We start from the raw sequence: 25339 nt of genomic DNA, 5'->3' as shown, positions 1-25339 counted from the left end.
CACACCAACATGGCGAAGCAACTGCCAGATATCGGCGATTATAAATATGGTTTCAAAGACAAAGACGTTTCGATTTTCCGTGCTGGACGCGGTTTAACAAAAGAGATCGTTGAAGAGATTTCACGTATGAAAGAAGAACCACAGTGGATGTTAGACTTCCGTTTAAAATCACTGGATAAGTTCTATGAAATGCCAATGCCACAATGGGGCGGCGACTTAAACGACTTAGATTTCGATGAAATTACGTACTACGTAAAACCATCTGAGAAATCTGAGAAGTCTTGGGATGAAGTACCTGATGAAATTAAAGCAACATTTGATAAATTAGGTATTCCAGAAGCTGAGCAAAAATATTTAGCTGGTGTATCTGCACAGTACGAATCTGAGGTTGTATACCACAACATGAAAGAAGACCTAGAAGCTCTAGGAATCGTCTTCAAAGATACAGATAGCGCATTAAAAGAGAACGAAGATATTTTCCGTGAGCATTTCGGAAAAGTAATCCCACCAACAGACAACAAATTCTCTGCATTAAACTCTGCAGTTTGGTCTGGTGGATCATTCATCTACGTTCCAAAAGGTATTAAAGTGGATACACCACTTCAAGCGTATTTCCGTATTAACTCTGAAAATATGGGACAATTCGAGCGTACGCTTATCATCGTAGACGAAGGCGCACACGTACACTACGTAGAAGGTTGTACAGCACCTGTTTACACTACTAACTCACTTCACAGTGCGGTAGTAGAAATCATCATTAAGAAAGATGCGTATTGTCGTTATACAACAATCCAAAACTGGGCGAACAACGTATACAACCTAGTTACAAAACGTGCGGTTTGTGAAGAAAACGCAACGATGGAATGGATTGACGGTAACATCGGATCTAAATTAACGATGAAGTACCCAGCAGTTATCTTAAAAGGCGAAGGCGCTCGTGGTTTAACATTATCTATCGCGATTGCTGGTAAAGGCCAACACCAAGATGCTGGTGCGAAAATGATTCACTTAGCACCAAACACGTCTTCAACAATCGTTTCTAAATCGATTGCGAAGCATGGTGGTAAAGTAACTTACCGTGGTATCGTACACTTCGGACCAAAAGCGAAAAACTCTCGCTCTAACATCGAGTGTGACACGTTAATCATGGATAACCAATCTACATCTGATACAATTCCTTACAACGAAATCAAAAACGATTACGTTTCACTTGAGCACGAAGCAAAAGTATCGAAAGTATCAGAAGAACAATTATTCTACCTAATGAGCCGCGGTATTTCTGAGCAAGAAGCTACAGAAATGATCGTAATGGGCTTCATCGAGCCATTCACACGCGAACTTCCAATGGAATACGCAGTTGAAATGAACCGCCTAATCAAGTTTGAGATGGAAGGTTCTATTGGTTAATATTTAAAGTGGAAGCGGCTCGTTCAGAATGTGAGGGGGATGGAGCTTCTGACGTAGAGGCGCTTTTTGCCTCATAGGAAGAAGTGAAGCCACCGAACATTCTAGCCGCTGGAACTGGATAATATATAAAGTGGAAGCGCCCTGCTATGCAGGGCGCTTTTTTATGTTGTGTTTGGGTCGATTCAGTTTAGGTTAGTTCAGGATCGGATACCCAGGCGGGTGTTCAGTTAAATATATCAGCGATTTTTCAAATATATCGACGATTCGACAAGGAATATCGACTTATCGACAAAGTAAGACAAAAGAAATTCTTCATATACCCCGCAACATTTTATATGAAAAGAGAACGACTGGAAGTAAGGAAAAGATACTGACAAATCCGATTGGAGAATCCAACAAATTGCTTGCTAAACCACTCAGAAAAATAACCATAAAAAACTCGGTTAAACTTTTTGACAAATCCCCCTCCCGAACCCCAACCACAAAAAAACACCTCCTCCACCTAAAACCCTTACACAAACTAGAAAAAGTTTTCCTATCAAAAAGGGCAATCTTTTGCTTTTTCTCTCAATGCGAGTACAATGTAAAATAGCAAGAAAAGACGAAAAGTATTTACAGGATTATTGCGTACGCATAGCGTAAATGGCAGTAAGGAACTGAGAGGAGGTTTTTTCTCTGAATATAAATAAAGAAACAATCATCCATCTTTATCATACAAACGATATACATAGTCATTTTGAAAATTGGCCGCAAATTTCTCGGTTTGTTCTAGGGGAGAAAAAGCGAAGACAGGAAGCGGGAGAGACTGTTTTGACGGTTGATATCGGTGATCATGTGGATCGTTTTCATAGTATTTCGGAAGCGACAAATGGCCTTGGGAATACGAAGCTTTTAAATGAGGCGTTATATGATTATATAACGATCGGAAATAATGAAGGCATTACGTTAGCGAAGGAGCATTTGAATCGTCTATATGATGATGCTGGATTTGAGGTGCTCGTTGCGAATTTATTTGAAAAAGAAGGGGTACGTCCAGCGTGGGCGAAGCCTTATAAATTACATACGACGACAGACGGGATTACGATTGCTTTTATCGGATTAACGGTAGCTTATCCAGAGTTTTATCAAATGCTCGATTGGCATATTGAAGATCCGCTTATCCATTTAGAGTCTATTTTAGAAGAAGTGCGAGATGAGGCTCATGTTACAGTTGTCCTTTCTCATCTTGGAAAAAGCATGGATGAGTATATGGCAGAGCATTATGATGTAGATGTTATTTTAGGGGCACATACGCACCATTTATTTGAGCGTGGCGTTCTTATGAATAATACGTTACTTTGTTGTTGTGAAAAGTGGGGACGTTACGTTGGGCACGTCCAGCTTACTGTGGATAAAGAGACGAAGAAGCTGTTGAAAAAAGACGGTAGAGCGATTAAGACAGAACGTTTAGGTGCTTATAGCAAACCGTTATCCACAATTGAATTGCTGCAGGAAGAAAGTAAACAGATTATGGCCGAGCCTGTCGTTCATGTAAAGGAAGCATTACCGGTCGATTGGTTTCAGGAGACATCATTTTCGCACATGTTAGCAAGTGCGCTGAAAACGTGGTGTGGTGCAGAAATCGGCATGGTGAACGCTGGTGTGCTATTAGAGGGATTAAATGAAGGTGTTGTGACGCGCGGAGATATTCACAGAATTTGTCCACATCCCATTAATCCATGTTTATTAAAAGTGCCAGGAAAAACGTTAAGAGAAGTTATTTTGAAAGCGCGTCGTCCGAATATGGAGAACCTTGAGGTAAAGGGATTTGGATTTCGCGGGAAAGTGATGGGGAAAATGATTTACGCTGGTGTAGAAGTTATTCCAGATACGATTCCTGGGAATAAAATTTTACTCGAAGATGTATTGATTAACGGGCAATCGCTGGAATTAGATCGTATATATACAGTAGGAACGATTGATATGTTTACATTCGGCTACTTATACCCAGAGCTATCCACACTTTCTGACAAACAATATTATATGCCAGAGTTACTCAGAGATGTGTTAACAGACGTGTTGATAACTCATACATCTTCCGTCAAACTATAGGCTAGTTACTTGTAACACTCATTTTTCTCTTGTCATACAGATAAGAAAGAGAGGAGTGTGAACTATGGTTAATGTGGAGCCAATTATAATCGATAATTATACGTTTATTGCGGTTAGCGTCAAACTTCCAAAGACAAATTTGCTAGCTGTAATGAGCGATAAAGGATATATTATGTGCGGTGCATTAGATGTAGGTCTTTTAAATGAGAAGTTAGGGGATCGAGGAATTATTGCTGGCCGTGCGGTTGGTGTAAGAACGATTGAACAACTTCTTGAAGCACCGCTAGAATCAGTAACGATTGAAGCCGAAGCTTTAGGTATTACGGCCGGTACAATCGGAAAAGAAGCATTATTAAAAATGAGATAAGCATATATCGTCCCTCCTTCTTGCATAGAAATGATATAAGAAGGAGGTTTTTTTATGAGTATATTTCGTTCGAAAAATTCGCGGTTTCGAAGGGGACCTATTTCCTTTCGGTACATACTGCTTATGTCGTTTATTCTTTTTGTTATATTACTCGTGCAAGGATTATGGATTGTGAATAGTAGCATTCAGCCGACATTACTTAAATATGGAGAAGTAGAGACGCATAAAATGGCGACAGCGATTATGACGAAGGCGGTAAAAGATAGAATGAATGAAGGATTCGATGTCGATTCATTAATGAAAGTACAAAATGATAAAAACGGGAAAGTATCCACAATTAATTTAAATACGAAGCAAGTAAATGAAATCGTAACGTCAACGACCACATACATAGAAAAATATTTACAGCAAGTAGAACAAGGTGATTTGAAGGGGCTAGGTATTTCTGAAAAAAATGGAGCAACGATGGCAGTTCCTTTTGGTCGTGTAACGGATAATGCGCTTCTTGGAAATATAGGACCTGATATTCCAATTGATTTCACGACGATTGGTCATGTGAATACGGATATTAAACAAAAAATTGAACCGCACGGGATCAATACGACAGCGATTCAAATTATTATGGAGATGGAAGTCACGTTGCAAGTGATTATTCCATTTCATACGAAAGAAATAAAAGTAAAACAAGATGTTCCGATTGCAACGCGCATTGTTCAAGGGGAAGTGCCTACGTATTACGGAAGCGGAAGTGTTGTTGTACCTGATAAAAAGAAAACGGATAGTTAGCCAAATATAAAAAATAACCGTAGCATATTGCTACGGTTATCGTTTTGTATTCGCGCGTTCTTTTCGCTCCCAAAGACTTAAATGCATGTATGGATCGAAAGCCCATTCTGTATAGCCATTGTCTTTATACATGCCGAAATGTAAGTGAGGAGGAAATTTTCCCGCTGTACCGGGAGGTCCATAACCGGTGCTACCGACAAATCCGATTACTTTTCCGGGTTCAACAATTTGTCCAAGTTGTATCTCTTTTGAGAATCCGCCTAAATGAGCGTAATAATGGTAATTGTTGTGTAGGTCGCGAATACCGATACGCCATCCACCAAGGCGGTTCCAGCCTTTTGTTTCAATGATGCCATAGCAAGTGGATCTTACTGGTACGCCATAGCCTGCAAAAATATCGGTTCCTTCATGAACTCTTCTTCCACCAAAACTTCTTCCAGCGCCAAAAGTACTACGGTAGCTATGGTCGCTACGAATTGGAAGTGGGAAAGCATTTCCTTCTAAATTAATACGTCCATAATGTTTATAAATTTGGGCGTATTCGGTAATTAATTCAACTGTTTTCGCACGTCTATAATACTCCCAAAGCATAATGTGAACACGGTCTTCGGACGTTCCTTGTTTCTTTAAAATCGTTGCTGCTGTATGCAAAAGATCACGGTCGTTATTTGCATTTGCAAATCCATCTTTGTCACCATCTAAACCCATCCCGCCAAATAAAGAAATTGTATGGGGGAGAGTGTCGTTACCATTAACAGGTCCAGCCCATATTTCGGGTTTGAAATAAAGGGAAATGATGGCATCTGGTTTTTTCGGAATATCTTTTCTTACGCTCCGTATATTTCTTTCATATTGATCCATTGCAGCTAAGTAATACCACGGAATGCCTGAAGATTGCTCGGTTTCTTTATATAGTGCCATGCGCTTTTCGTATATGCTTTGCTGATTATCTTCACCGTAAGCGATGTTTTGGTGGAGAAGAAAGCAAATCGAAAGCAAAAGAGAAATTTTTCGAAGCATGAAATAGACTCCTTTCACAACATCACTCTTTTTAGTGTGGGATATACGGAGTATTTCATTATAGGGAACGATTGGAAAAAATCTTAGAATCTTCATTTGAGCAAATCGCTTTCATACGTTAGAATAGATATGTTACATTGAAAGAAGCGAACACGGTAAACTATTTCATATTGTGCGGAGTTGATAACCATGACAAAACAAACAGAATATAAGCGCAAGCCCGAATGGTTGAAAATTAAGTTAAACACGAATGAAAACTATACAGGCTTAAAGAAAATGATGCGTTCTAAGAATCTTCATACAGTTTGTGAAGAAGCAAAATGTCCGAATATTCATGAATGCTGGGCTGTAAGAAAAACAGCAACATTTATGATTTTAGGTGCGGTTTGTACACGTGCTTGTCGTTTTTGTGCGGTTAAAACAGGCTTACCAACTGAGCTTGATTTACAAGAGCCAGAACGCGTAGCAGATTCTGTAGTACAAATGGGCTTAAAGCACGTTGTTATAACAGCGGTTGCACGTGATGATTTAAAAGACGGGGGAGCAGCTGTTTTTGCTGAAACAGTACGCGCTGTACGTCGTAAAAATCCATTTACGTCAATCGAAGTATTACCATCTGATATGGGTGGAGTAGAAGAAAACTTAAAAATGTTAATGGATGCAAAACCAGATATTTTAAACCATAACATTGAAACAGTACGTCGATTATCTAACCGAGTTCGCGCTAGAGCAAAATATGACCGTTCATTAGAGTTTTTACGTCGAGCGAAAGAAATGCAGCCTGATATTCCAACTAAATCGAGCATTATGGTGGGCTTAGGTGAAACGAGAGAAGATTTAATTGAAGCAATGGATGACTTACGTGCAAACAATGTGGATATTTTAACTCTTGGACAATACCTACAACCATCTAAGAAGCATTTACCAGTTCTTAAATATTACCCACCAGCAGAATTTGCAGAGCTTAAAGAAATTGCACTTAGCAAAGGCTTTAGCCACTGTGAAGCTGGTCCACTTGTGCGTTCTTCTTACCATGCGGACGAGCAGGTTCGTTCTGCAAAAGAAAAAACAGCAGAAGCAAAATAATGAAAAAAGAGAGCCGATCATTGGCTCTCTTTTTGTTTATATTCTAAAACAGTATTCGGGCATGTTAATAAGATTTTCTTTAATTCCTCTGTGGATAATTCAATTGTAAATTCAGGTACACCAGGTGTAATTAAAATTTTGTCGTAAGTATAAATCGCACAATCCACAATAAGCGTTACATGCTGTGAATAACCGAAAGGAGCGACACATCCTGGCGTACAGCCAGTTTCTTCTCTTAGCTCATCGGGAGAACAGAGAGATAAGCTTTCTCCTGTTATTTCTTTCATCTCTCCTCGGTTGAGTCTTGTGCCCTCTAACGTAAAAAATACGTAATAATTTCCCGACTTTGATTTTAAAAATAAGCTTTTACTTGGAGTGCCGTGTAAGCCAAGCCTTTCACGTACGATACGATCTGTTTCATAATTGAGTACTGGTTCGTGTTCAAACTTTTCGTAAGAAGCATTTGTTTTATGTAGTAAAGCAAGTACATCTTCGTACATATGGAGTGATACCCCTTTCTATTGTTAGTACAGTTTCTTCTCGTGGCGTCAACTGAATGTGTTGGAAAGAGATATTACTCGGGCGGTGCTTCCCATAATCGTTTTAGGACATATTGTTCATCAATTGTAATTTCGTAAATATCAGGATTCGTTAGAGCTCTCCATTCATTAAAACCAATCGTATGATCAAAGTGCTTTAAAATGAGCGTAAGTAAGTTTCCATGTGTAACGAGTAGTGTTGTAGTATGGTTTAATTTTAAAACGTCTTGGATAAGCGATATAGCACGGTCCGTTGCTTGTTTTGTCGACTCTCCGCCTGAAAAGGCAATATCTATATTTGTAAAAGTAGATTCTAGTTTTTGCATCCAATCGTCCATTGGAACGTCGCTTAGTATGCGTTCAGCTAATCTTTCATCTTCTTGGATAGACAAGTTAGCTTGGAGCGCATAGGGCCGAATAGAATCGATAGCTCGCACAAATGGGCTTGAAATAATATGATCTATTTGTAGTTGGTTTTCTAAGAGGAATGTCGCAAGGGTGCTGGCTTGGTTTTTTCCTGCAATCGTTAATTCGGCATCACGTTCTTGGCCAGTTGCTGAACAATGTCGTATTATAATTAATTTCTTCATAATTCATCCCCATCTTTCAAGTTGACGCTATATACTTCGACAAATGTGGAAAAAATTCCTTTTTATTGGAAACGGCATAATGATTTTAATATGTGGAAAAGTAATGTGGATAATGAACATTTGAGGTGCAATGATGAAAAAATTGATATGTATCGTATTCAGTTTGTGTTTTTTAATACACTTGTCCACAACATATGCAGAATCGAATACAAAATTAAATTATCCAAGCAACCGAAATAAATCGTTTGTGAGTGAAGATGTGTTTTATGAACAGTTAGATGAAAAGGTGTATAAAGAATATAAAAATGCAGCATATAGCGTTCGAAAAAAAATCTCATTTAAAGAAGTGCCTGATGAAGAATTTTCTTTCCTACAAAAAACAGCTGTGGGTTGTCGGGGTAGTGTGGTGTTTCAAGATTCTTTTATTCACCCTGATCGCCAAGTTTATTTTTTCGCGTCCTTTTCTCAAAACGAAGCAGACGAATTTCATAAGTATATTGTTATAGATGCAGAAACGAAGAGGAAGCTGCAAGAGGGAAAAAGCTATCATCATTATGATAATCCATATAAAAATAACCCACCAACTGGTGGGTTATTTTTACGCTGGCACACTCATTAATTTCTCTTTCATTTTACGAATAAGAATGACAGCACCAATTGTGAAGAGAAGGGTAATTCCTTCTGCAACAAAGATATTGATTGTTTGTGTTTGGTAAAGCGCCGCGAAAAAGTCTACAAATGCGTGGAATAATATAGCGTAAACAAGGAAGATATATTTCTTCTGTTTTACTGCGTATAAGACAAGCATTGTAAAGGCGATTTGCAGTACTAATGCCATAATTCTTTCTAGGCTACCAAATAAGTATAAATAAGCAGGTTGCTCTATTAACAAGTCCTTAATATGGATTAACTGTGGATATTGATCAACCATTTGAGCGAAGCTACCGTTATTAATAGATGTTGCGAAGGTAAGAGTTTGAAGCCCCGCGAATCCGCCAACTAAAATCGATTCAATACCGCCGTGGCCAATTCCGTATGCAAGACCGTCTGTATACTCACGATATTTTTTCAATAAGTAGTAAAAGGCAACGAAACGACCTAGTTCTTCAAAAACACCAGCAGTTAGTCCGCCATAAAGTGCAAAGACAAATGGATTTTCTAAAATTGGAGCGATTTCTGGATTACCACGCATAAATAGGTGGAACGGTGTTTCGAGAATTTGGGTAAACCCAATAAAAATAAGAACACCAACGCCGACTACTTTCCAATTAATATGATATTTTTTACGAAAATAAACAAACGCAATAATAGGTACCAGGATCGAAAGCACAAGTTGAATTGTGATACTGGCAATTACCGTACTTGAAACCATACTTTCACCGCTTTCTAATATATGTACATATCTATTATGCATGAAATATAGTGGAGATGAAACTTTTAACAAAAAATGAATGTATTTATTGACTCTAACGTTGCGTCATACTTTATCGTATGTATTAAGGGGGAGATACAGATGACAATGAAGGTAAAAGAAGTAGCTAATTTAGTTGGAATTAGTGTGCGCACACTGCATCATTATGATGAAATTGGGTTGTTAACCCCAGATGAGACGACAGAGTCTGGATATCGTCTGTATTCCAATGAAAATTTAGAGACATTGCAGCAAATTTTATTTTTTAAAGAGTTAGGCTTCCCTTTGAAGAAGATTAAAGAAATTATCATGAGTCCATCATTTGACCGAGAAGAAGCGCTACAGCTTCATAAGAAAATGCTTATTGAAAAGCGTGCCAGGTTAGATAAAGTGATTGCGACGATTGATAAAACAATTCAACATACAAAAGGAGAGATTGAAATGACGAACAAAGAGAAATTTGAAGGCTTCGATTTCAGCCATAATCCGTACGAAGAAGAAGCGCGTGAAAGATGGGGAGACGCAGCTGTAGATAAAGCGAACAAATATGCAAAAGGTATGTCAAAAGATAATCAAGAAGAGTTCAATACGATTTACAGAAATTTAGCGGCGCTTAGACACGGCGCACCAGATTCTAAAGAGGCACAGGAAGCAATAGGAGTATGGTACGATTACTTGCAAAACTTCGGTGAATATTCATTAGATGCTTTTAAAGGACTCGGTCAAATGTACGTCGCTGATGAGCGCTTCACGAAAAATATTGATAAGTTTGGCGAAGGATTAGCACAGTTTATGTGTGATACGATGGCGGTTTATGCGGATCGTAAGAAATAGTCAAAAATAAAGAAGGTGGAGGTTTTCTCCATCTTCTTTATTTTTTAATCATATCATTCAAAGTCTGATCCCCTGTATTGTTTAAATGAGGATTTTTACTCATTTCTCGTTTTAGCATGTCGAGGCTCTGTGTATATTCTGTATCATTTAAAGCGCCAGATTGAAGGCCTTGAATTTGAGAAATCAACTTTTGGTCTGTTGATACATATGCTTTATAATAGCGAGGGACGATGGACAAAGCAGCTTTATATACTTGATCTGCTACGAGTTTTGGATCAGTTGTGTTTGCACGGTATACAACAAATACTTCATCATCTGTAACGAGCGTAGCAGCGTTTGTAACGTCGGGAAGTTTGACTGTCATGCTTGTAATCATTTCAGCGACTTTCTCACGGTTAATGGCTCCTACTTGTTTGTTAGATACTTCATGTTTTTGTTTAGATGAATAACCGACTCTTGTAAGTCGTGTATTTGTATTTTCCGTATGATACATGTCGTTTTTATTGGAAACAAGAACACGACTTCCTTCTTCACGTTCCATTTCGGCTTTATTCGTTGATTGACAGCCTGCAAATAAGGAAAGAGTGAGGAGAGAGAGTATAATTTGTTTTTTCACGATGTATCACCTCCTTCTCCATAGCATGCACTAATTTTCAATTTTTTGTATTTGAAATTGTTGGTTGGTATGCTTTGTGATACGATAAAAAGAAGAATGCTTAGAGAGGAAGTTAATGATGGAGCAAAAGCAAGAGCAAGAGATGCATGCTACGGTGAGCATTAATAATGTTCAGTACGAAGTAATTAAAAACTTTCGTGATGGTTTTAGTGAAGAAGCATTTAAAGAGCGTTACGCAGAAATTTTAAATAAATATGATTACATCGTTGGGGACTGGGGTTATGAGCAACTTAGATTGCGCGGTTTCTTTGATGATAGTAATCAACGTTCGACATATGATACGAAAATTAGTACTTTATCAGAGTATTTATACGAGTACTGTAACTTCGGTTGTGCACACTTCGTATTACGAAAAGTGAAGAAATAAAAAAATCCTCTTACGATTGTAAGAGGATTTTTTTACTTGCTCACAAACAAATTGAAATAGAATCACCTTCAGAAAGTATTGCGTTTGGTTTCATATGTTGTCCGTTCAATTGAATATCCCCATTTTTAATTTTATCCACAATGCGTGTACGGCTCCAGTCGGAAATATATGTGGATAAAGCTTTATCCATTCGGTGTGAACCGAAAACGATATCTAATACGATCGTGATTTCGGCTATGCCGTTTTCCTTATGCTGCGTAATGGAAATGGTAGTAGTTGTTTCTGTTTGATCTTGCGGCGTCATGTCGACTGTTTCAACGTGATCAGTAAATGCTTTATAAATACGAAGTTTTTGATTCCACGTATGATCTTTCGGACATTTATAAATGGCAAAGCGGTATATATTTTTTCCGTTGGCGTTATGCCTACGAATATTCGTGTCAGTAAATAGGGTAGTGCGGCTGCAATTTTTACAATACTTTTCGATTGTGTTTTGTTCATTTTCATATAAACTCCAAGAAAGTTGTACTTTCTGCATTTTCCTTCACCTCTTATAGTAGTGGTAAAGGAACGTAATACAGCTATTTGGATGTCTTGTAGTATGAAGACATGAGAAATAGACAAAAATAAAAGGAGGTTCCCCAAAGAGGAACCTCCGTAAACATCATACTACAGATGCGTTACGTTCCTTTGTAATGGGAATGGGCAGACTACTCCCTTGAAAAAGCGAGGTGCTTTTTTGAGAGTAATGCTATCCAATTGCTGGTCCATTACAAAGTAAATGTTGGCATACGTAGATAACGTCCTTTCTATCCAAATAGATTTATTCTTAATTATAACATATTGGTTTGAAAATTCGAAATACTTAAAGCGGAAAAACACCAGCTAAAATAGCTGGTGCATACGATAAATTATATAAGTTCAAATAAAAATGAGCGTAGTTCTTCTGCAATTTCTTCAGTCATAGAAAATGCATGCTCTAAGTAGCCTGGTTCGTTTAAATCGTCAGGACCGATGATTGCAAATTTATTGCGCTGCATATCAAGGACAATTGTTTTACCGTAATGACGATCGGAGTATAAAAGCGCTAAATCATGACGCTCATTTTCTCCCATAAAGCTAACGAAACGAGTTCTTGTAGCGACTGTATCGTCGTACAGAAAGAAACGTTCTTCCATACACATGGCTCCTTTATTAAATATCTAAGTTTAAGTGTGGTTTATGATCTAAATGGTGATGCGTTTTAATGAATCGTACCGTTCTTGTTTTGTAACGCATAACGATAGAATATGTTTCAGCTAAATCTCCGCCAAGGAATTTCACACCGTCTAATAACTCACCAGCAGATACACCAGTTGCTGAGAAGATTGCATCATCCCCAGATACTAAGTCATCTAACATAAGAAGTTGACGAGGGTCTTCTAATCCCATTTCACGACAACGAGCTTCTTCTTCTTCGTTCATTGGAACTAAGCGAGCTTGCATTTCACCTTCAAGGCATTTTAATGCTGCTGCAGAAATAACACCTTCTGGAGCTCCACCAATACCTACGAATAAATCAATACCCGTTCCAGGTAGTGCTGTAGCGATTGACGCACCAACATCACCATCACCAAATAATTTTACGCGTGCACCTTTTGCACGAACACGGTCAATGATATCTTGATGACGTTCACGTTCTTGAACGATAACTGTTAGATCACGAATCTTTTTATTGTTAGCTTCTGCTACAATTTCAATTGTTTTTTCAATTGGATCATCTAAGCTAATTTTACCAGCTGCTTTTGGACCAACCGCGATTTTTTCCATGTACATATCAGGAGCATGAAGAAGGTTTCCTTTATCTGCGATTGCGATAACTGCCATTGCATTTGCAAGACCTTTTGCAACGATGTTTGTACCTTCTAATGGGTCAACGGCGATGTCTACTTCTGGACCGTTACCTGTTCCTAGCTCTTCACCAATATACAACATCGGTGCTTCATCAAGTTCTCCTTCACCGATTACAACTGTACCTGCCATGTTTACTGAATCAAACATATCACGCATTGCTGTAGTTGCTGCATCATCTGCTTCGTTTTTCTTTCCGCGGCCCATCCACTGTGCGGATGCTAATGCTGCTGCTTCTGTTACACGGACAATTTCTAGTGCGAGTTCACGTTCCAAGATTCCATTCCTCCAATTTCAAAAATCATACAAATATAACTATAACAAATAACGGAGAAAAGGTGAATTCGAAAAATTGTCGATTTTTTCAGAAGAAAGCGTTACAATTAAAATGTAAATGCTTTAATTTCCAGGTAGGTGACATTCATGTATTTTGTAGACAGAAAGAAAATAGAACAAATGCTAGTATGTTTAGAACGAGCAACAAGTACATTTCAAGAGAAAAAGATATATGAAACCGAGTTTGAATTTTACGCATTAGAACGTATAACTCATCTAATTATTGATAGTGTATTAGATGTAGGGAATGCGATGATTGATGGATTTATTATGCGCGATCCAGGAAGTTATGAAGATATTATCGACATTTTGATGGACGAGCGAGTGATAAGTGCAGAAGAAGGACAAGGCATGAAAGAAGTGATTCTTCTTCGAAAAATGCTTACGCAAGATTATATTCAAATGAATCATGATGAATTATATAAGACGATTCAAAAACATATTGCAGTGGTAGAGAAATACCCAGCAAATATTCGCAGTTATTTAGAGAAGGAATTAGGACCTGTATCTGCATTTGTACCAGAATAATTATGCTTATAAGATCCCCAAGGTGCCTTTTTGGGGATCTTATATTGTATGTGAGAAAGTAAGGGAAAAGGGAGAAGGGTTAAGCATGGGGGAAGCACGTACGACGAAAGATGAAATTGTCCAATTGTTGAAAGTAAAGGGAGAGCACACAGTAGCAGAACTAGCTGACGTTTTAGAGATTACCGAAATGGCGATCCGAAGACATTTAAGTAATCTTGAGAAAGATGGTTTCATTTATTCCAAGATGGTAAGACAACATGTCGGAAGACCAACTTATTTGTATGGATTAAGCGAAAAGGGAGAGGATACATTCCCGAAGGAGTATAAGCAATTTGCGATTGATATGCTAGAAGATTTAGCTCGAATGGGTGATGAAAAAATACTTCGTTACGTTTTAAAAGAGAGAACGAAGCGAATGGAAGAACAGTTGCAAAAGCGAGTGAGTAATCAAAAGAATTTAGCATATAAAGTGCAAGAGATAGCAGCTATGCAAGAGAAAAATGGTTATATGGTTCAAATAAAGAGAGATGGAGAAAACTCTTTTGTAATTGAAAAACAAAATTGTCCGTTAAAGGAAATCGCAGAGAGATTCCCGCAAGTATGTGAAGATGAAAAAGAGATGTATAATCGTTTATTTACAGGAGCAGATGTAAAGACGTTAGCAAACATGTGTGAGGGCGATTGTAGTTGTTCTTACCAAGTAAAAGAGAAAAAATGAACGTTATGGGGCGCTTTAAGGTAAAGCGTTTTTTTCTTTGGAAAAAGCGGGTAATATAAGAGTGGTATGATAGGTGAGAACGTTAGCATAGAAGGAGAGACATAATGATGTATAAAGGTTACTTAATTGACTTAGACGGTACGATGTATCGCGGAGAAGAACAAATTGAAGAAGCGAGCGACTTCGTAAAAGCATTAGGAGAGCGCGGCATTCCTTATTTATTCGTTACGAATAACTCAACGCGTAAACCAGAACAAGTGGCAGAAAAACTTGTTCGTTTCGATATTCCAGCGAAAGCAGAGCAAGTATTCACAACGAGTATGGCGACTGCGAACTTCATTTATGAACGTAAACAAGACGCAACTGTTTATATGATTGGTGAAGAGGGCTTACATGATGCACTTGTGGAAAAAGGATTTGAACTTGTGGATGAAAATCCTGATTTCGTTGTTGTCGGTTTAGATCGTGACATCACATATGAAAAATTAGCAAAAGCTTGTCTTGCTGTACGTAACGGCGCAACATTTATTTCTACAAATGGAGACATTGCCATTCCGACTGAGCGCGGATTATTACCAGGTAACGGTTCATTAACATCAGTTGTAGCAGTATCAACAGGTGTGGATCCAATCTTTATCGGAAAACCAGAATCAATCATTATGGAACAAGCGTTAAAAGTGCTTGGTGTGGGAAAAGATGAAGCATTAATGGTTGGGGATAACTACGATACAGACATTTTAGCGGGAGTAAATGCTGGCATGCATACGCTTCTTGTCCACACTGGAGTCACAACTGTGGAGAAGTTAACAGAATATGAAGTACAACCAACGCAAGTTGTGCATAACTTGACGGAGTGGATTGAGAAGATGTAATGAAAAAAAGCTGTTCCGAACTGTGGAACAGCTTTTTTTATTCAGTTGTGGATAGCGTCGAGATAACTTAAAAATCGCCGCTATCATTGTATTTAAAACGCACGATTTACTACTGCTTTTACTTCTTCAAGATATTGTTTACGCACATTATCATCCACAGAAGGAACACTTGTATAGAATGAATGTTCAATGGTTTCAATGCCCGTAAATTCAAAAATACCAACATCCGATGTTTTCTTCATTGCGTCAAACATACCGCCTGCTGTGTATACTTCTTTCGTATTTCCCATTGTAGATAATAATAAGCCTTTTTTACCGCTTAATAACTTTTCAATACCATTTTCACCATAAGCATAAGCGAAGCCGTGGCTAAATACACGGTCAACGTATCCTTTTAAAATAGCAGGGAGTCCCGCCCACCAAACTGGATAAATAAATGTAATGCTATCAGCCCAAGAGATATGCTCTTGCTCTTCTTTAATATCTTCTGGTATGTTTCCTTGAGAAAATGAGATGAAATCGGAAGCGCCTAATACGGGATTGAAGTTTAATTCGTATAGGTCGCGAACGCGTACTTCATGACCTTTTTCTTCTAATTCACTTTTTACCGTTTCTAAAATCGCATGGTTGAAGCTTTCTGTATTTGGGTGTGCATAAACGATTACATGTTTCATTGTTCTTCCTCCTATTTGTGGATATGTGAATAGTTTTTTTCATTTATGTAACCATTATGGTTACTTCTGTTGCGAGAGTCAACTTTTCTGACGTGAGAAAAAAGTGAAAATGTAATTGGCTAATATGGGATACATGTTAGTATGTGACAAAAAAATACAAAAAAGTAGGGATTTTGCATTCTAAATAGAATATATAAATTGGTAAATAGAGAGAGAAGGGGATATGGGGATGAATATTATTGAAATTGAAAGGTTAGAAAAATCATTTGATATTGGGGATAGTAAAGTCAAGATATTAAAAGGCATTAATCTTCAAATTCAAAAAGGAGATTTTGTTTGTATTATGGGGGCAAGTGGTTCAGGGAAAACGACTTTATTGCAGCTATTAGGTGGATTAGATATTCCATCGGTAGGTAGTATTCGAGTTGATGGTACAGAGATTTCAACATTAAAAGAAAAAGAGCTCGCTTTATTTAGAAGGCATAAAATCGGTTTTATTTTTCAGCAGTTTAATTTGATTCCAGTATTTAGTGCGGAGGAAAATGTAGGATTACCTTTACTGTTAGATAATGTCTCGCAAAAGAAGGCAACGGTGACAGCAACGCGATTATTAGAACTTGTCGGATTGAAGGGAAAAGAAAAACATTTACCAGCACAGTTATCAGGCGGACAACAGCAAAGGGTCGCGATTGCAAGAGCTTTTGCAAATGAGCCGGCTATTATATTAGCTGATGAACCAACAGGAGCATTAGATTCAGAAAATAGCAAAAATATAATTGCGGCACTTCGCAATGCGTGTGATGAATTAGGACAAACAGCTGTCATTGTAACGCACGATCCGTTCGTAGCGGCCCATGCGGATAAAGTTGTTTTTTTATTAGATGGTGAAGTGATACATGAACATGCTGAAAGTAAAGGGTGGAAGTTTCGAAATATCCCGCAACAAGTTACTCACATTCAAGAGATTATGAATCGTCACTTTAAAGTAGGGGGTAAAGGTGATGCGATGGGTAATTAAGTATGCAGTAAAATCAATGAAACAAAATTGGCTGCGAAATATGTTGATTGCTCTCGGTGCAGCTTTAGGTGTTATGTTAGCGACGATGTTATTACTAGGCAATCAATCAGTAGAGAAAAGTGTGAAAGAACAAGTAGTAAGCCGGTATGGAGATTATAATTTGCAATTTGGTTATATAAAAAATGATATGTATTTAAATAATGAAAGTTTAAAAGGAATAGATGGCTTAGAAAATGCTGAAAAAATATCAAAAGTACTTATACCATATCCTTTTCCAAATTATAAAGAGTTATCGGGGAAACCGTCCTATTGGGGTGTGGAGCAAGATTCTCCAGAAATGCATTCTTATAAAATATTAGAAGGTCGATATCCGAAAGAAGGGGCTGAAGTAGCACTGACAAAAGGATATACAGATCGTGAAAATATACGGGTAGGAGATACGATTCTTTTGCCATTCCCGCAACATGGAGAAAAGACTGTGAAAGTCGTCGGTATTTTAAATCCGCCGCTAATGGCAGCAATGGGGCATAGTGCGTATTTTCCAATTCATTGGCTTCAAAAAGAATTAAATCTACCAAATCAATTTAACCTCGTTCAAGTTAAAACAGCCGATGTAAATGTGAAAAGAGCAATTGCTCTTGATGTAAATAAGACGATAGAAAATATAAAGGTGGATCAACGTACTTATGTTGATAAGGCGTTTGAACGACTAAATGTAATGAAGCCTTTAATTTTTAGTTTAGGTGGTATTGCTTTATTTGTTGTAGCTCTTTTAATAATGGGAAGTTTCTTCTTATCTGTTAGAAGTCGATTTAAGCAGTGGGCATTATTACGTGCGCTCGGTAGTAACCCAAACCAAATTATAGTAGTCGTTTTATTAGAGGCTTTATGCATCGGAGCAATCGGATCGCTAGCAGGAGTTATTCTTGGAGCAGGTACGCAAACAATCGCTGCATCATTCATTAATAAATGGGTGAATATTGAGGGCGCAGGGAAAGCATCATTCTCGATTTCAGGTGAGATTTTACTCATTACCTTTTTACTAGGGATTGTTATGTCTATCATAGGGGCCATTATACCAGCTTTCATGGTTAGAAAGATTCCACCAGTTCAAGCACTTCGGCCTGGTCTTCCTAGTAATGAGAAAAAAGAAAAAAGATGGAGTGCTTTTAGCCTTAGCATTTTAATCATTGGTACCGTTATTGGACTCACGGGTAGCATATTAGAGCAGTATATCGGTTTTAATCCAAGTGCGATAGGAGCGCTTTTATTTGCGATCGGCTTGTTATTGGCGATTCCGTTATTTATTCGTATGATAGCACCAGTGATTGCAAAACCGTTTCAAATGATATTACGAATTGAAACGACGATTAGTAGCCGGAATGTCATTCGTTATCGAAACAAGGCAGCTGTGTCGGTTGCTATATTAGCATTTGGTTTTATGTTAGCACTTGTTGGAACGATGTATGTAAATTCTATGTATGAAGGTATGAAAAAAGGATTACAAAAACATTTACCAGCGGACTTAGTAGTAAGAATTCCGGTAGAGTCACAAGGAATAGAAACATTACCGTTTAGTTGGATGGAGAAGGTTAGAAAAATTGATGGTGTGGAATCGAGTGTTGGGAATGCTACTGACTTTACCACAAAGCTTGTGAATTATGACTTTAAAAAAGCGAATCAAGAATGGTATGAATTTATGAAAAAAAATAACTTGAACTATGATTCAATGGAAGTTGTAGGTAACGATATTGTAGCGTACCAGAAAGTAACAAAGGCGAAAGTGATTGCAGGACAAGCTTTAAATAAGCCATTACAGGATGGTGAGGGAGTCATTACGAAGGAAGTGGCTAAAAATTTAGGGCTTCAGTTGCATGATACGGTTGACGTACAAGGAAAAGGGAAAGAAAAACAAACAATTAAAGTCGTTTCGATTATTGAGCAAGGATTAAGGCTAAGGAGTTTGGATATTTTTGTGAATGAACAATGGGCTCGCGATAAGTTTCACGTACAAGGATATGAAGCGATTCAAATCATGACAAATTCTAATCAATCATTTGAAGCGATTAAGAAGCGAGTAAAAGAGATTACAAATAATAAAGAGAATGTAGAGGTTATAAATAGTTATGATTTATTGAAAGAACAAGAGCAGCTATTATCGCAAATGATGATGTTAATTCGCTTGTTAGTTGTAATTGTTTTCATTATTTCTGGTATAGGATTAATGAATGCGATTGTCGCAAGTTTGCATGAAAGACGCGCTGAAATTAGTATGATTCGTGCGGTAGGAGCTATTCCGAAGCAAATGAGACGGATTGTTTTATTAGAGGGAACTTTACTTGGAGCGATAGCTGGTTGTATTGGCATTTTTGGTGGGATTTTGTTTAGCTATATCGTGTTATCAAGCTTAGAGTTAACAGTTATTATTATTCCATATAACCAAGTTGCCATACTGGCTCTAGCTAGCGTGATGCTTGGAGCAGGGGCAGCATTAATTGCGTCATTACAATTAAGAAAGTTTAGATTAAGTGATACTTTAAAGGAGTTATCAGCATAAAAGATTGCTATACCCCGCTCATACAAAGAACAAAGAAAACAAATAAAATGATAACAATCCCAATGCCGAAGTTAAATACGAGAGTACTATCCATACTATGGAACCTCCTTATTTGAAAGTAAAAAGCACTCTAGCCAAGAGTGCTTTTTTATTTTGAATCTGCTTCAAAACTTTGAGGAAAGGATTCATGCATGTAAAGAGTTACATTATTTTATGTGTTTATATGTTGAAATGAGTAAGTCCTCGTGAGATATAAAAAAAAGACACTCTTTCGAGTGTTTTACATGATGACAAAATGTGCCAATTGCTTGAGTTTGATAAGGCGCTAATATCCGTTTTAACGCCTTTTCTTTGATCAAGAAGTGTAGCAACAGCGATTCAAATAAAATTGTACCATTTGTTTCATAGGTGTGCGTATGCAATTATGTATATTTCGATTGGAGGGAAATGAGGTGTGAAAAATGAATGAGTATATATAGAATATTTGATAAGGGGAGAGAAGGATGGATATATATAAGTTAACGGTAGAAGAAGCAAATGAGATAAATACGTGGGCGTATGAGGAACCTTATGATTTGTATAGTTTTTCAGGTGAGGAAGAAGTAATAGAAGAATTATTAGATGGGACGTATTATGGCTGTTGTGACGATAAGGGAGAGTTTATCGGCTATTTTTGTTTTGGGGAAAATGCACAAGTGCCAGAGGGAAGAGATGCTCATTTATATGGTGGAGAAGATGTAATTGATATCGGACTTGGCATGAAGCCAGTGTTAACAGGGAAAGGGCTGGGAAATCTGTTTTTTCAAGCTGGGATAGCCTTTGCAGCGAAAGAATATAAGCCGAAGACGTTTCGACTTAGTGTAGCGACATTTAATACAAGAGCGATTACGCTATATAAAAACATAGGTTTTCAGCAAGGTCCTATTTTTTTGAGTCGCGGAAGAGAATTTATGATTATGGAATATGAAAGACCGTCAGTATGAAACTGACGGTCTCTCGTATTTTACTCCGAATGATCAGCTCGGTGCGCTAAACGGCTTGAAGTAGCGGCAGCGATTCCGCCAACGATATCATCAAGGAATGTATGCACCTTTCCAGTTGATTTATCATTTAAGTATTCTAAAATACCAGGTTTTAATTTATCGATATATCCAAAGTTCGTGAAACCGATAGAGCCGTACACATTAACGATAGAAAGTGCGATCACTTCATCAATTCCGTATAAGCCTTCATCACGTTTTACGATATCTTGTAACGGCTCACTTAACATTCCTTTTTCAGCAAGAACATCGAGTTCGATACCAGTAATTAGTGCGTTTTGTACTTCACGTTTTGATAATACACGCTCAACGTTATAACGGCATTCTGACATCTCTAAATTTGGATGATATTTTTTTTGGAGAAAATGAACAAGCTCAGCAATATCGTCAATTGTTACACCGCGCTCTTGTAATAGTTGTAATGCTCTTTCTTGTAGTTGATTTGATTCTTTCATGTTTATCACCTTTTTTTCTTTTTAGTATTTGTATACGTTTCGTTGCTTTATCATGTGCATAGGAATGAAAGGCGAGCACAAGCTCATATATATAAAGAAAAACCATAGGTGGCGACTGCGATGATTCATCATATTTATGAGCATTATCACATGCATGTTAAAGAATTAATCCCCCTTGGCCCCTATAAAAGCTTTTGGATTCGCAACAAAATTTATGTACTTGTTCCAATTGGAGAAATGGAGGAAGAAGTACTTGTAGAGATGAAAAAGCTCAGTGACTATATGAACCAGCAAGGGGATATAACTGTAGCGACTTTCGTTCCGACTATACACGGCTACTATGTATGTGAGATAGAAGAACAAAATTACTGCTTATTAAAAGGTATGCGTGCGTTAGAACGACATGCTACATCATTAGGAAGTGAGCTTTCTATATTCCATAAACGAGGAGCATTCTTTCCAGAAGAAATCGAGCAATTAAGCCGCATTGGTGAATGGAAAGCGTTATGGGAAAAAAGGCTCGATCAATTAGAAAAGTTTTGGCAATCACAAGTGATGAACCACCCTACAGACGTATTCGATCAATTGTTTATTGAATCCTTCCCGTATTACTTAGGAGTTGCAGAAAATGCGATCCAGTATGTTGTCGATACAGAGATGGATGATACGCCGCAAATGACTGATGCGGCAACAATTTGCCAAGAACGATTCACACCCTTATTATGGCATCAAACGAAGCGCCTCAAACTTCCTTTTGACTGGGTGTATGATCACCCAACTCGAGATATGGCAGAATTAATCCGCTATATGATGATAGAAAAAAAGAAAGACTGGGAGCAAACAATCGTTCAATTTGTTACAGACTATGAACGAAATTATTCGCTATCCTCATTTGGTTGGCGCTTATTATTTGCAAGGCTCCTGTTCCCACTTCACTACTTTGAAACAGTCGAACGATATTACCAAACTGGAAACGAAGAACAAAAAAGCATATATAGAGATCGCTTAGAAGCCATTTTACACGATGTGAACCGCTCTGAGCAATTTATGAAGCACTTTTATGGCTCACTTCGTTTACCAGTTGATAAGTTAGGGATTAAAAAATTAGATTGGCTATCTTAAAATAAAAAAGAGACCGATTGAGGTCTCTTTTTTTATACTACAATTGTATGTAATACATTATGCCCCTACCTGTTGATCTGCACATATATTTAAAATGAATTGATGTTGTTCGATTTTTTCATTTACTTTACTCAATAATTCTTGCTGGATTTCTTTAAATAAAAATTGATAGCTCGCATTCCATGTTGGTATAACAGATGACAGGTCTAATAAATATTCTTTTTTCTTCTCTAGTTCTTGAATTGTTAAAAAAGTGTTCCCCATTCTTGGCATGTGTCGTCCCCCTATGTTTTTTACTTTTATATGTGTGAACGATTCTATAGTATTAATTATCTCACTTTTTGAGAAGGATTTCCAATTTTGTTTTATGATGTTAAAGGAGAAGTGCTATTTGAATAAAAAAAGAGACCCATTTGGGTCTCTCTCTAGGAAGCGATTCTGAACGAGCCGCTTCCGCTTTTAGATTAATATCCAGCTCCAGCGGCTAGAACAGTCGGCCATTTCGCGCCTTCCTGCGAGGCAAAAAGCGCCTCGCAGGAAGGAGCTCCAATGACCTCCTGTTCTGAACGAGCCGCTTCCGCTTTTAATTAAAATACTTGTTCTACTTCAATAACGCCTGGTACTTCTTCTAGTAATGCGCGTTCGATACCAGCTTTTAGTGTGATTGTAGAACTTGGGCAGCTTCCGCAAGCACCCATAAGGCGTAATTTTACGATACCTTCTTCAATGTCTACTAATTCAACGTCTCCGCCATCGCGAAGTAAGAATGGACGTAATTTATCTAATACTTCTAATACTTGTTCTTCCATATGTGGGTTTTCCATTTTTATCGACTCCTTTCATCAGTTTTATTATAATCAAGATAGAGGGGAAAATCTATTTTTTCTCTTCTTGTTTTATTGTCGAAATATTTTATCGTGTTTTTTCAGTATAGGGGTAGGGAATAAGTTTGTAAAATGATGTGCTTATGTAATAAGACATCTTAATATGCTGTTGAAACAAGAGGCGGGGGAGAAGAAATGGTTAATGTGCAAGTGTATGGGACGAAAGTAATTTGTGCGAGCTGCGTTGGAATGCCATCTTCAACAGAAACGTTTGAGTGGTTACAAGCGGCGATTGGTCGTAAATATGAAGGACAAGAAAATAAATTTAATTTCGAGTATATTGATTTTCAAGAAGAACAGGAAGATGAAGATAAAAAAGCATTCGCAGAGCGCGTAGTGGAGGAAGATTTATTTTATCCAGTTGTTCTTGTAAATGGAGAAATTGTTGGAGAAGGAAATCCTCGTTTGAAGGATGTTTACGAAGAAATCGAGAAATATTTATAAAGCAGGAAGCCTTTGCGAATTTGCAAAGGCTTTTTTTAATGGAGGGATAGATGTGAAAAATGGAGTGAAGCATGCGTTACCAACGGAAGTACAACAGTTAATGGAGCAGTACACAGTAGAATTAAAAGAAATTTTTTTAGACGAAAAAATAGTCGGGGTATATATTTATGGCTCCATCGCACTCGGTGCATTTCATGCAGAAACGAGCGATGTTGATTTTGTTACAGTAATAAGTGATTCCGCGAATGAAGCTGAAAAACAGCAACTGGTAGAACTTCATAAGAAACTTAGTAATAGTACGTTAGGCCAAAGAATGGACGGTATGTATATTCCGCTTGCTGATTTAGGGAAATACAATGATGAAATGAATGAGTACGTGTATTGTGCAGATGGTAAAGCGAATGTAGGTCATTGGGATATTAATGCGGTCACATGGTGGACATTGAAAAATCAAGGTATTACAGTTACCGGGAAAGAAGCGGAAGATCTTCTGTTTCAAATAAGGTGGGATGATGTAGTCAATACGATGAAATACAACGTAGAACAGTACTGGAGTGAAAAGGCGAAGCAACCATATTTATTTTTTATAGAAGAGTGGGTAGAATCAGCAGTCGTTACGATGGGCCGTATTTTATATACACTAGATCATAAAACAATCGTTTCAAAAGATAGAGGGTTGCACTACTTGTCAGAACGTTCGGGGGAAGAATGGGAGCTTTTATTAAAAGAAGTAGCTAGAATAAGGCAGAATCCAAAAGAAAAGCGAATGCTCTCAAGATGGAGAAGAGCAGATACGACGAGGAAGTACTTACTGCATTTAATTGAAATATGTAGAGAGAAATGGTAGGGAAAAACAGACGATACATTAGATTGTATCGTCTGTTTTTGTGTCGGTATTGGTATATAATGGTTTAAAAGGTTTAATTATACTGGAGGAGATAGGATGAATACAGAATTAGCTACTTATGAAGAAAAGAATGTACAAATGAGTATGTTCAAAGTAATTAGCATGATAATAATTATTTTTGGGGTAATGTATGGAATGGGCTTTTTGAACCTTTTATTCGACTCTTCCTTATATCCATGGTATGTAGATCATCTTATTCCACCTTTAACATTTCTTACTATTATTTTAATATATGCACCAGCAAGAAATTACTGTGTGCAGTTAGTAAAATCAATACAGTTCAATAATTTTAAGCATTATGTAACGATAGTAATGACGATGATCGTACTGCTTATATATCTTGCGGTATTAAATTTAGTTTTACCACATGGACTTCGTGTGGACGAACCTAATATAGTAATAGAACCTACTAAAAATGAAATTATTTTATATGTAGTTGTACTCACTGTTTTTGCACCGATTTGGGAAGAGCTTGTATTCCGAGGTATGTTTTTTATGAAATTATCTCAGCGCTTCTCTATATTTAGTAGTGCCGTTATAAGTGCTTCTATATTTACTTTAGGTCATCCCCTTACAGTAGGGAGTGTTTTATATATTTTTGGTGGCGGTATATGTTTAGCTTATACGTATAAGAAAACAAATAACTTACTCGTCCCATGGGGGATTCATTTATTAAATAATGCATTTTTTATATTAGTAAATTTTCAATTGTAAAAAGAC

Annotated in this window: 30 protein-coding genes; 18 read left to right on the top strand and 12 right to left on the bottom strand. The window is 37.5% G+C overall.

What is annotated here, in order from left to right:
- Positions 1–9: 9 nt before the first annotated feature.
- The 4 genes from sufB (at position 10) to yunB (ending at position 4651) form a co-directional block, all read left to right on the top strand.
- Positions 10–1407, top strand: coding sequence for a Fe-S cluster assembly protein SufB (sufB, locus tag PDL00_RS28765; RefSeq protein ID WP_001118824.1), 1398 nt, complete (start codon positions 10–12; stop codon positions 1405–1407).
- Between the two features lie 675 nt (positions 1408–2082).
- Positions 2083–3498, top strand: a complete 1416-nt coding sequence (locus tag PDL00_RS28760; protein WP_333563542.1) for a bifunctional metallophosphatase/5'-nucleotidase — start codon at positions 2083–2085, stop codon at positions 3496–3498.
- Positions 3499–3562: 64 nt separating this feature from the next.
- On the top strand, positions 3563–3865 hold the full coding sequence (locus tag PDL00_RS28755) for a YunC family protein (RefSeq protein ID WP_000248463.1): 303 nt from the start codon (positions 3563–3565) through the stop codon (positions 3863–3865).
- A 54-nt stretch (positions 3866–3919) separates the two neighbouring features.
- Complete coding sequence (gene yunB, locus PDL00_RS28750; protein ID WP_270732908.1) at positions 3920–4651, top strand: sporulation protein YunB; 732 nt, start codon at positions 3920–3922, stop codon at positions 4649–4651.
- A gap of 36 nt (positions 4652–4687) precedes the next feature.
- Here yunB and PDL00_RS28745 read toward each other — a convergent pair whose 3' ends face one another.
- Positions 4688–5671: a M23 family metallopeptidase gene (locus PDL00_RS28745; RefSeq protein ID WP_270732906.1), complete on the bottom strand. Its 984-nt coding sequence runs from the start codon at positions 5669–5671 to the stop codon at positions 4688–4690.
- A 189-nt stretch (positions 5672–5860) separates the two neighbouring features.
- Here PDL00_RS28745 and lipA point away from each other — a divergent pair, with 189 nt between their 5' ends.
- Entirely contained in the window at positions 5861–6757 is an 897-nt protein-coding gene (gene lipA, locus PDL00_RS28740; protein ID WP_000166375.1) for a lipoyl synthase, read from the top strand.
- Positions 6758–6774: 17 nt separating this feature from the next.
- On the opposite strand, the gene PDL00_RS28735 is transcribed toward lipA, so the two are convergent.
- Positions 6775–7257: a YbaK/EbsC family protein gene (locus PDL00_RS28735; protein WP_242256803.1), complete on the bottom strand. Its 483-nt coding sequence runs from the start codon at positions 7255–7257 to the stop codon at positions 6775–6777.
- A gap of 74 nt (positions 7258–7331) precedes the next feature.
- Complete coding sequence (locus PDL00_RS28730) at positions 7332–7886, bottom strand: histidine phosphatase family protein (protein WP_270732904.1); 555 nt, start codon at positions 7884–7886, stop codon at positions 7332–7334.
- A gap of 133 nt (positions 7887–8019) precedes the next feature.
- Here PDL00_RS28730 and PDL00_RS28725 point away from each other — a divergent pair, with 133 nt between their 5' ends.
- Complete coding sequence (locus tag PDL00_RS28725) at positions 8020–8505, top strand: hypothetical protein (RefSeq protein WP_270732901.1); 486 nt, start codon at positions 8020–8022, stop codon at positions 8503–8505.
- Here PDL00_RS28725 and PDL00_RS28720 read toward each other — a convergent pair.
- On the bottom strand, positions 8485–9300 hold the full coding sequence (locus PDL00_RS28720; protein WP_270732898.1) for a YhfC family intramembrane metalloprotease: 816 nt from the start codon (positions 9298–9300) through the stop codon (positions 8485–8487). The two genes, PDL00_RS28725 and PDL00_RS28720, sit on opposite strands and share 21 nt — an antisense overlap.
- Before the next feature lie 99 nt (positions 9301–9399).
- Here PDL00_RS28720 and PDL00_RS28715 point away from each other — a divergent pair, with 99 nt between their 5' ends.
- On the top strand, positions 9400–10131 hold the full coding sequence (locus PDL00_RS28715; protein WP_270732895.1) for a MerR family transcriptional regulator: 732 nt from the start codon (positions 9400–9402) through the stop codon (positions 10129–10131).
- Between the two features lie 37 nt (positions 10132–10168).
- On the opposite strand, the gene PDL00_RS28710 is transcribed toward PDL00_RS28715, so the two are convergent.
- Positions 10169–10747 (bottom strand): YhcN/YlaJ family sporulation lipoprotein, encoded by a 579-nt coding sequence (locus PDL00_RS28710; RefSeq protein WP_002191082.1) that lies wholly within the window; start codon positions 10745–10747, stop codon positions 10169–10171.
- Positions 10748–10862: 115 nt separating this feature from the next.
- Here PDL00_RS28710 and PDL00_RS28705 point away from each other — a divergent pair, with 115 nt between their 5' ends.
- On the top strand, positions 10863–11174 hold the full coding sequence (locus PDL00_RS28705) for a YutD family protein (protein ID WP_002003766.1): 312 nt from the start codon (positions 10863–10865) through the stop codon (positions 11172–11174).
- A gap of 40 nt (positions 11175–11214) precedes the next feature.
- On the opposite strand, the gene PDL00_RS28700 is transcribed toward PDL00_RS28705, so the two are convergent.
- The 3 genes from PDL00_RS28700 to glpX form a co-directional block, all read right to left on the bottom strand.
- Complete coding sequence (locus tag PDL00_RS28700; RefSeq protein ID WP_270732892.1) at positions 11215–11712, bottom strand: cytoplasmic protein; 498 nt, start codon at positions 11710–11712, stop codon at positions 11215–11217.
- Positions 11713–12085: 373 nt separating this feature from the next.
- Positions 12086–12352, bottom strand: a complete 267-nt coding sequence (locus PDL00_RS28695) for a DUF3055 domain-containing protein (protein ID WP_000392615.1) — start codon at positions 12350–12352, stop codon at positions 12086–12088.
- 16 nt (positions 12353–12368) lie between these two features.
- Positions 12369–13340 carry a class II fructose-bisphosphatase gene (glpX, locus tag PDL00_RS28690; protein WP_000439090.1) on the bottom strand — a complete coding sequence of 324 codons (972 nt, stop codon included), beginning with the start codon at positions 13338–13340 and terminating at the stop codon, positions 12369–12371.
- A 147-nt stretch (positions 13341–13487) separates the two neighbouring features.
- On the opposite strand from glpX, the gene PDL00_RS28685 reads away from it, so the two are divergent.
- The 3 genes from PDL00_RS28685 (at position 13488) to PDL00_RS28675 (ending at position 15518) form a co-directional block, all read left to right on the top strand.
- Positions 13488–13928, top strand: a complete 441-nt coding sequence (locus PDL00_RS28685) for a DUF86 domain-containing protein (RefSeq protein ID WP_061678031.1) — start codon at positions 13488–13490, stop codon at positions 13926–13928.
- An 85-nt stretch (positions 13929–14013) separates the two neighbouring features.
- Complete coding sequence (locus PDL00_RS28680) at positions 14014–14646, top strand: helix-turn-helix transcriptional regulator (RefSeq protein WP_270732889.1); 633 nt, start codon at positions 14014–14016, stop codon at positions 14644–14646.
- Between the two features lie 107 nt (positions 14647–14753).
- Positions 14754–15518 carry a TIGR01457 family HAD-type hydrolase gene (locus tag PDL00_RS28675; RefSeq protein ID WP_242256821.1) on the top strand — a complete coding sequence of 255 codons (765 nt, stop codon included), beginning with the start codon at positions 14754–14756 and terminating at the stop codon, positions 15516–15518.
- Positions 15519–15610: 92 nt separating this feature from the next.
- On the opposite strand, the gene PDL00_RS28670 is transcribed toward PDL00_RS28675, so the two are convergent.
- Positions 15611–16192 carry an NAD(P)H-dependent oxidoreductase gene (locus tag PDL00_RS28670; protein WP_270732887.1) on the bottom strand — a complete coding sequence of 194 codons (582 nt, stop codon included), beginning with the start codon at positions 16190–16192 and terminating at the stop codon, positions 15611–15613.
- Between the two features lie 229 nt (positions 16193–16421).
- Between PDL00_RS28670 and PDL00_RS28665 the strand changes: the two genes are divergently transcribed.
- The 3 genes from PDL00_RS28665 (at position 16422) to PDL00_RS28655 (ending at position 20750) form a co-directional block, all read left to right on the top strand.
- The gene (locus PDL00_RS28665; RefSeq protein ID WP_001021173.1) at positions 16422–17210 is read left to right on the top strand and encodes an ABC transporter ATP-binding protein; all 789 of its coding nucleotides are present in this window, start codon (positions 16422–16424) and stop codon (positions 17208–17210) included.
- Complete coding sequence (locus PDL00_RS28660) at positions 17194–19767, top strand: FtsX-like permease family protein (RefSeq protein WP_270732884.1); 2574 nt, start codon at positions 17194–17196, stop codon at positions 19765–19767. Before PDL00_RS28665 ends, PDL00_RS28660 begins: the two co-directional genes overlap by 17 nt.
- A 503-nt stretch (positions 19768–20270) precedes the next feature.
- Positions 20271–20750: a GNAT family N-acetyltransferase gene (locus PDL00_RS28655; protein ID WP_270732881.1), complete on the top strand. Its 480-nt coding sequence runs from the start codon at positions 20271–20273 to the stop codon at positions 20748–20750.
- A gap of 20 nt (positions 20751–20770) precedes the next feature.
- On the opposite strand, the gene PDL00_RS28650 is transcribed toward PDL00_RS28655, so the two are convergent.
- On the bottom strand, positions 20771–21262 hold the full coding sequence (locus PDL00_RS28650) for a phosphatidylglycerophosphatase A family protein (RefSeq protein ID WP_270732878.1): 492 nt from the start codon (positions 21260–21262) through the stop codon (positions 20771–20773).
- A gap of 120 nt (positions 21263–21382) precedes the next feature.
- Here PDL00_RS28650 and yutH point away from each other — a divergent pair, with 120 nt between their 5' ends.
- Complete coding sequence (gene yutH / locus PDL00_RS28645) at positions 21383–22384, top strand: spore coat putative kinase YutH (protein ID WP_270732875.1); 1002 nt, start codon at positions 21383–21385, stop codon at positions 22382–22384.
- A gap of 57 nt (positions 22385–22441) precedes the next feature.
- On the opposite strand, the gene PDL00_RS28640 is transcribed toward yutH, so the two are convergent.
- Together PDL00_RS28640 and PDL00_RS28635 are read right to left on the bottom strand one after the other, a co-directional pair.
- Entirely contained in the window at positions 22442–22657 is a 216-nt protein-coding gene (locus PDL00_RS28640; RefSeq protein ID WP_001137787.1) for a hypothetical protein, read from the bottom strand.
- Positions 22658–22971: 314 nt separating this feature from the next.
- Positions 22972–23208: a NifU family protein gene (locus PDL00_RS28635; RefSeq protein ID WP_000431158.1), complete on the bottom strand. Its 237-nt coding sequence runs from the start codon at positions 23206–23208 to the stop codon at positions 22972–22974.
- 195 nt (positions 23209–23403) lie between these two features.
- Between PDL00_RS28635 and PDL00_RS28630 the strand changes: the two genes are divergently transcribed.
- The 3 genes from PDL00_RS28630 to PDL00_RS28620 all read left to right on the top strand — a co-directional run bounded on the left by PDL00_RS28630 (position 23404) and on the right by PDL00_RS28620 (position 25333).
- Positions 23404–23712: a YuzD family protein gene (locus PDL00_RS28630; RefSeq protein WP_000248590.1), complete on the top strand. Its 309-nt coding sequence runs from the start codon at positions 23404–23406 to the stop codon at positions 23710–23712.
- The gene (locus PDL00_RS28625; protein ID WP_270732871.1) at positions 23681–24559 is read left to right on the top strand and encodes a nucleotidyltransferase domain-containing protein; all 879 of its coding nucleotides are present in this window, start codon (positions 23681–23683) and stop codon (positions 24557–24559) included. The genes PDL00_RS28630 and PDL00_RS28625 overlap by 32 nt, the downstream gene beginning before the upstream one ends.
- Positions 24560–24655: 96 nt before the next feature.
- Complete coding sequence (locus PDL00_RS28620) at positions 24656–25333, top strand: CPBP family intramembrane glutamic endopeptidase (protein WP_242256872.1); 678 nt, start codon at positions 24656–24658, stop codon at positions 25331–25333.
- Positions 25334–25339: the final 6 nt, after the last annotated feature.

This window comes from Bacillus cereus group sp. TH152-1LC (genome assembly GCF_027710505.1).
Lineage (GTDB): Bacteria > Bacillota > Bacilli > Bacillales > Bacillaceae_G > Bacillus_A > Bacillus_A mobilis.
The sequence above is the reverse complement of the archived record's forward strand: the minus strand, read 5'-3'. Positions and strand labels throughout refer to the sequence as shown.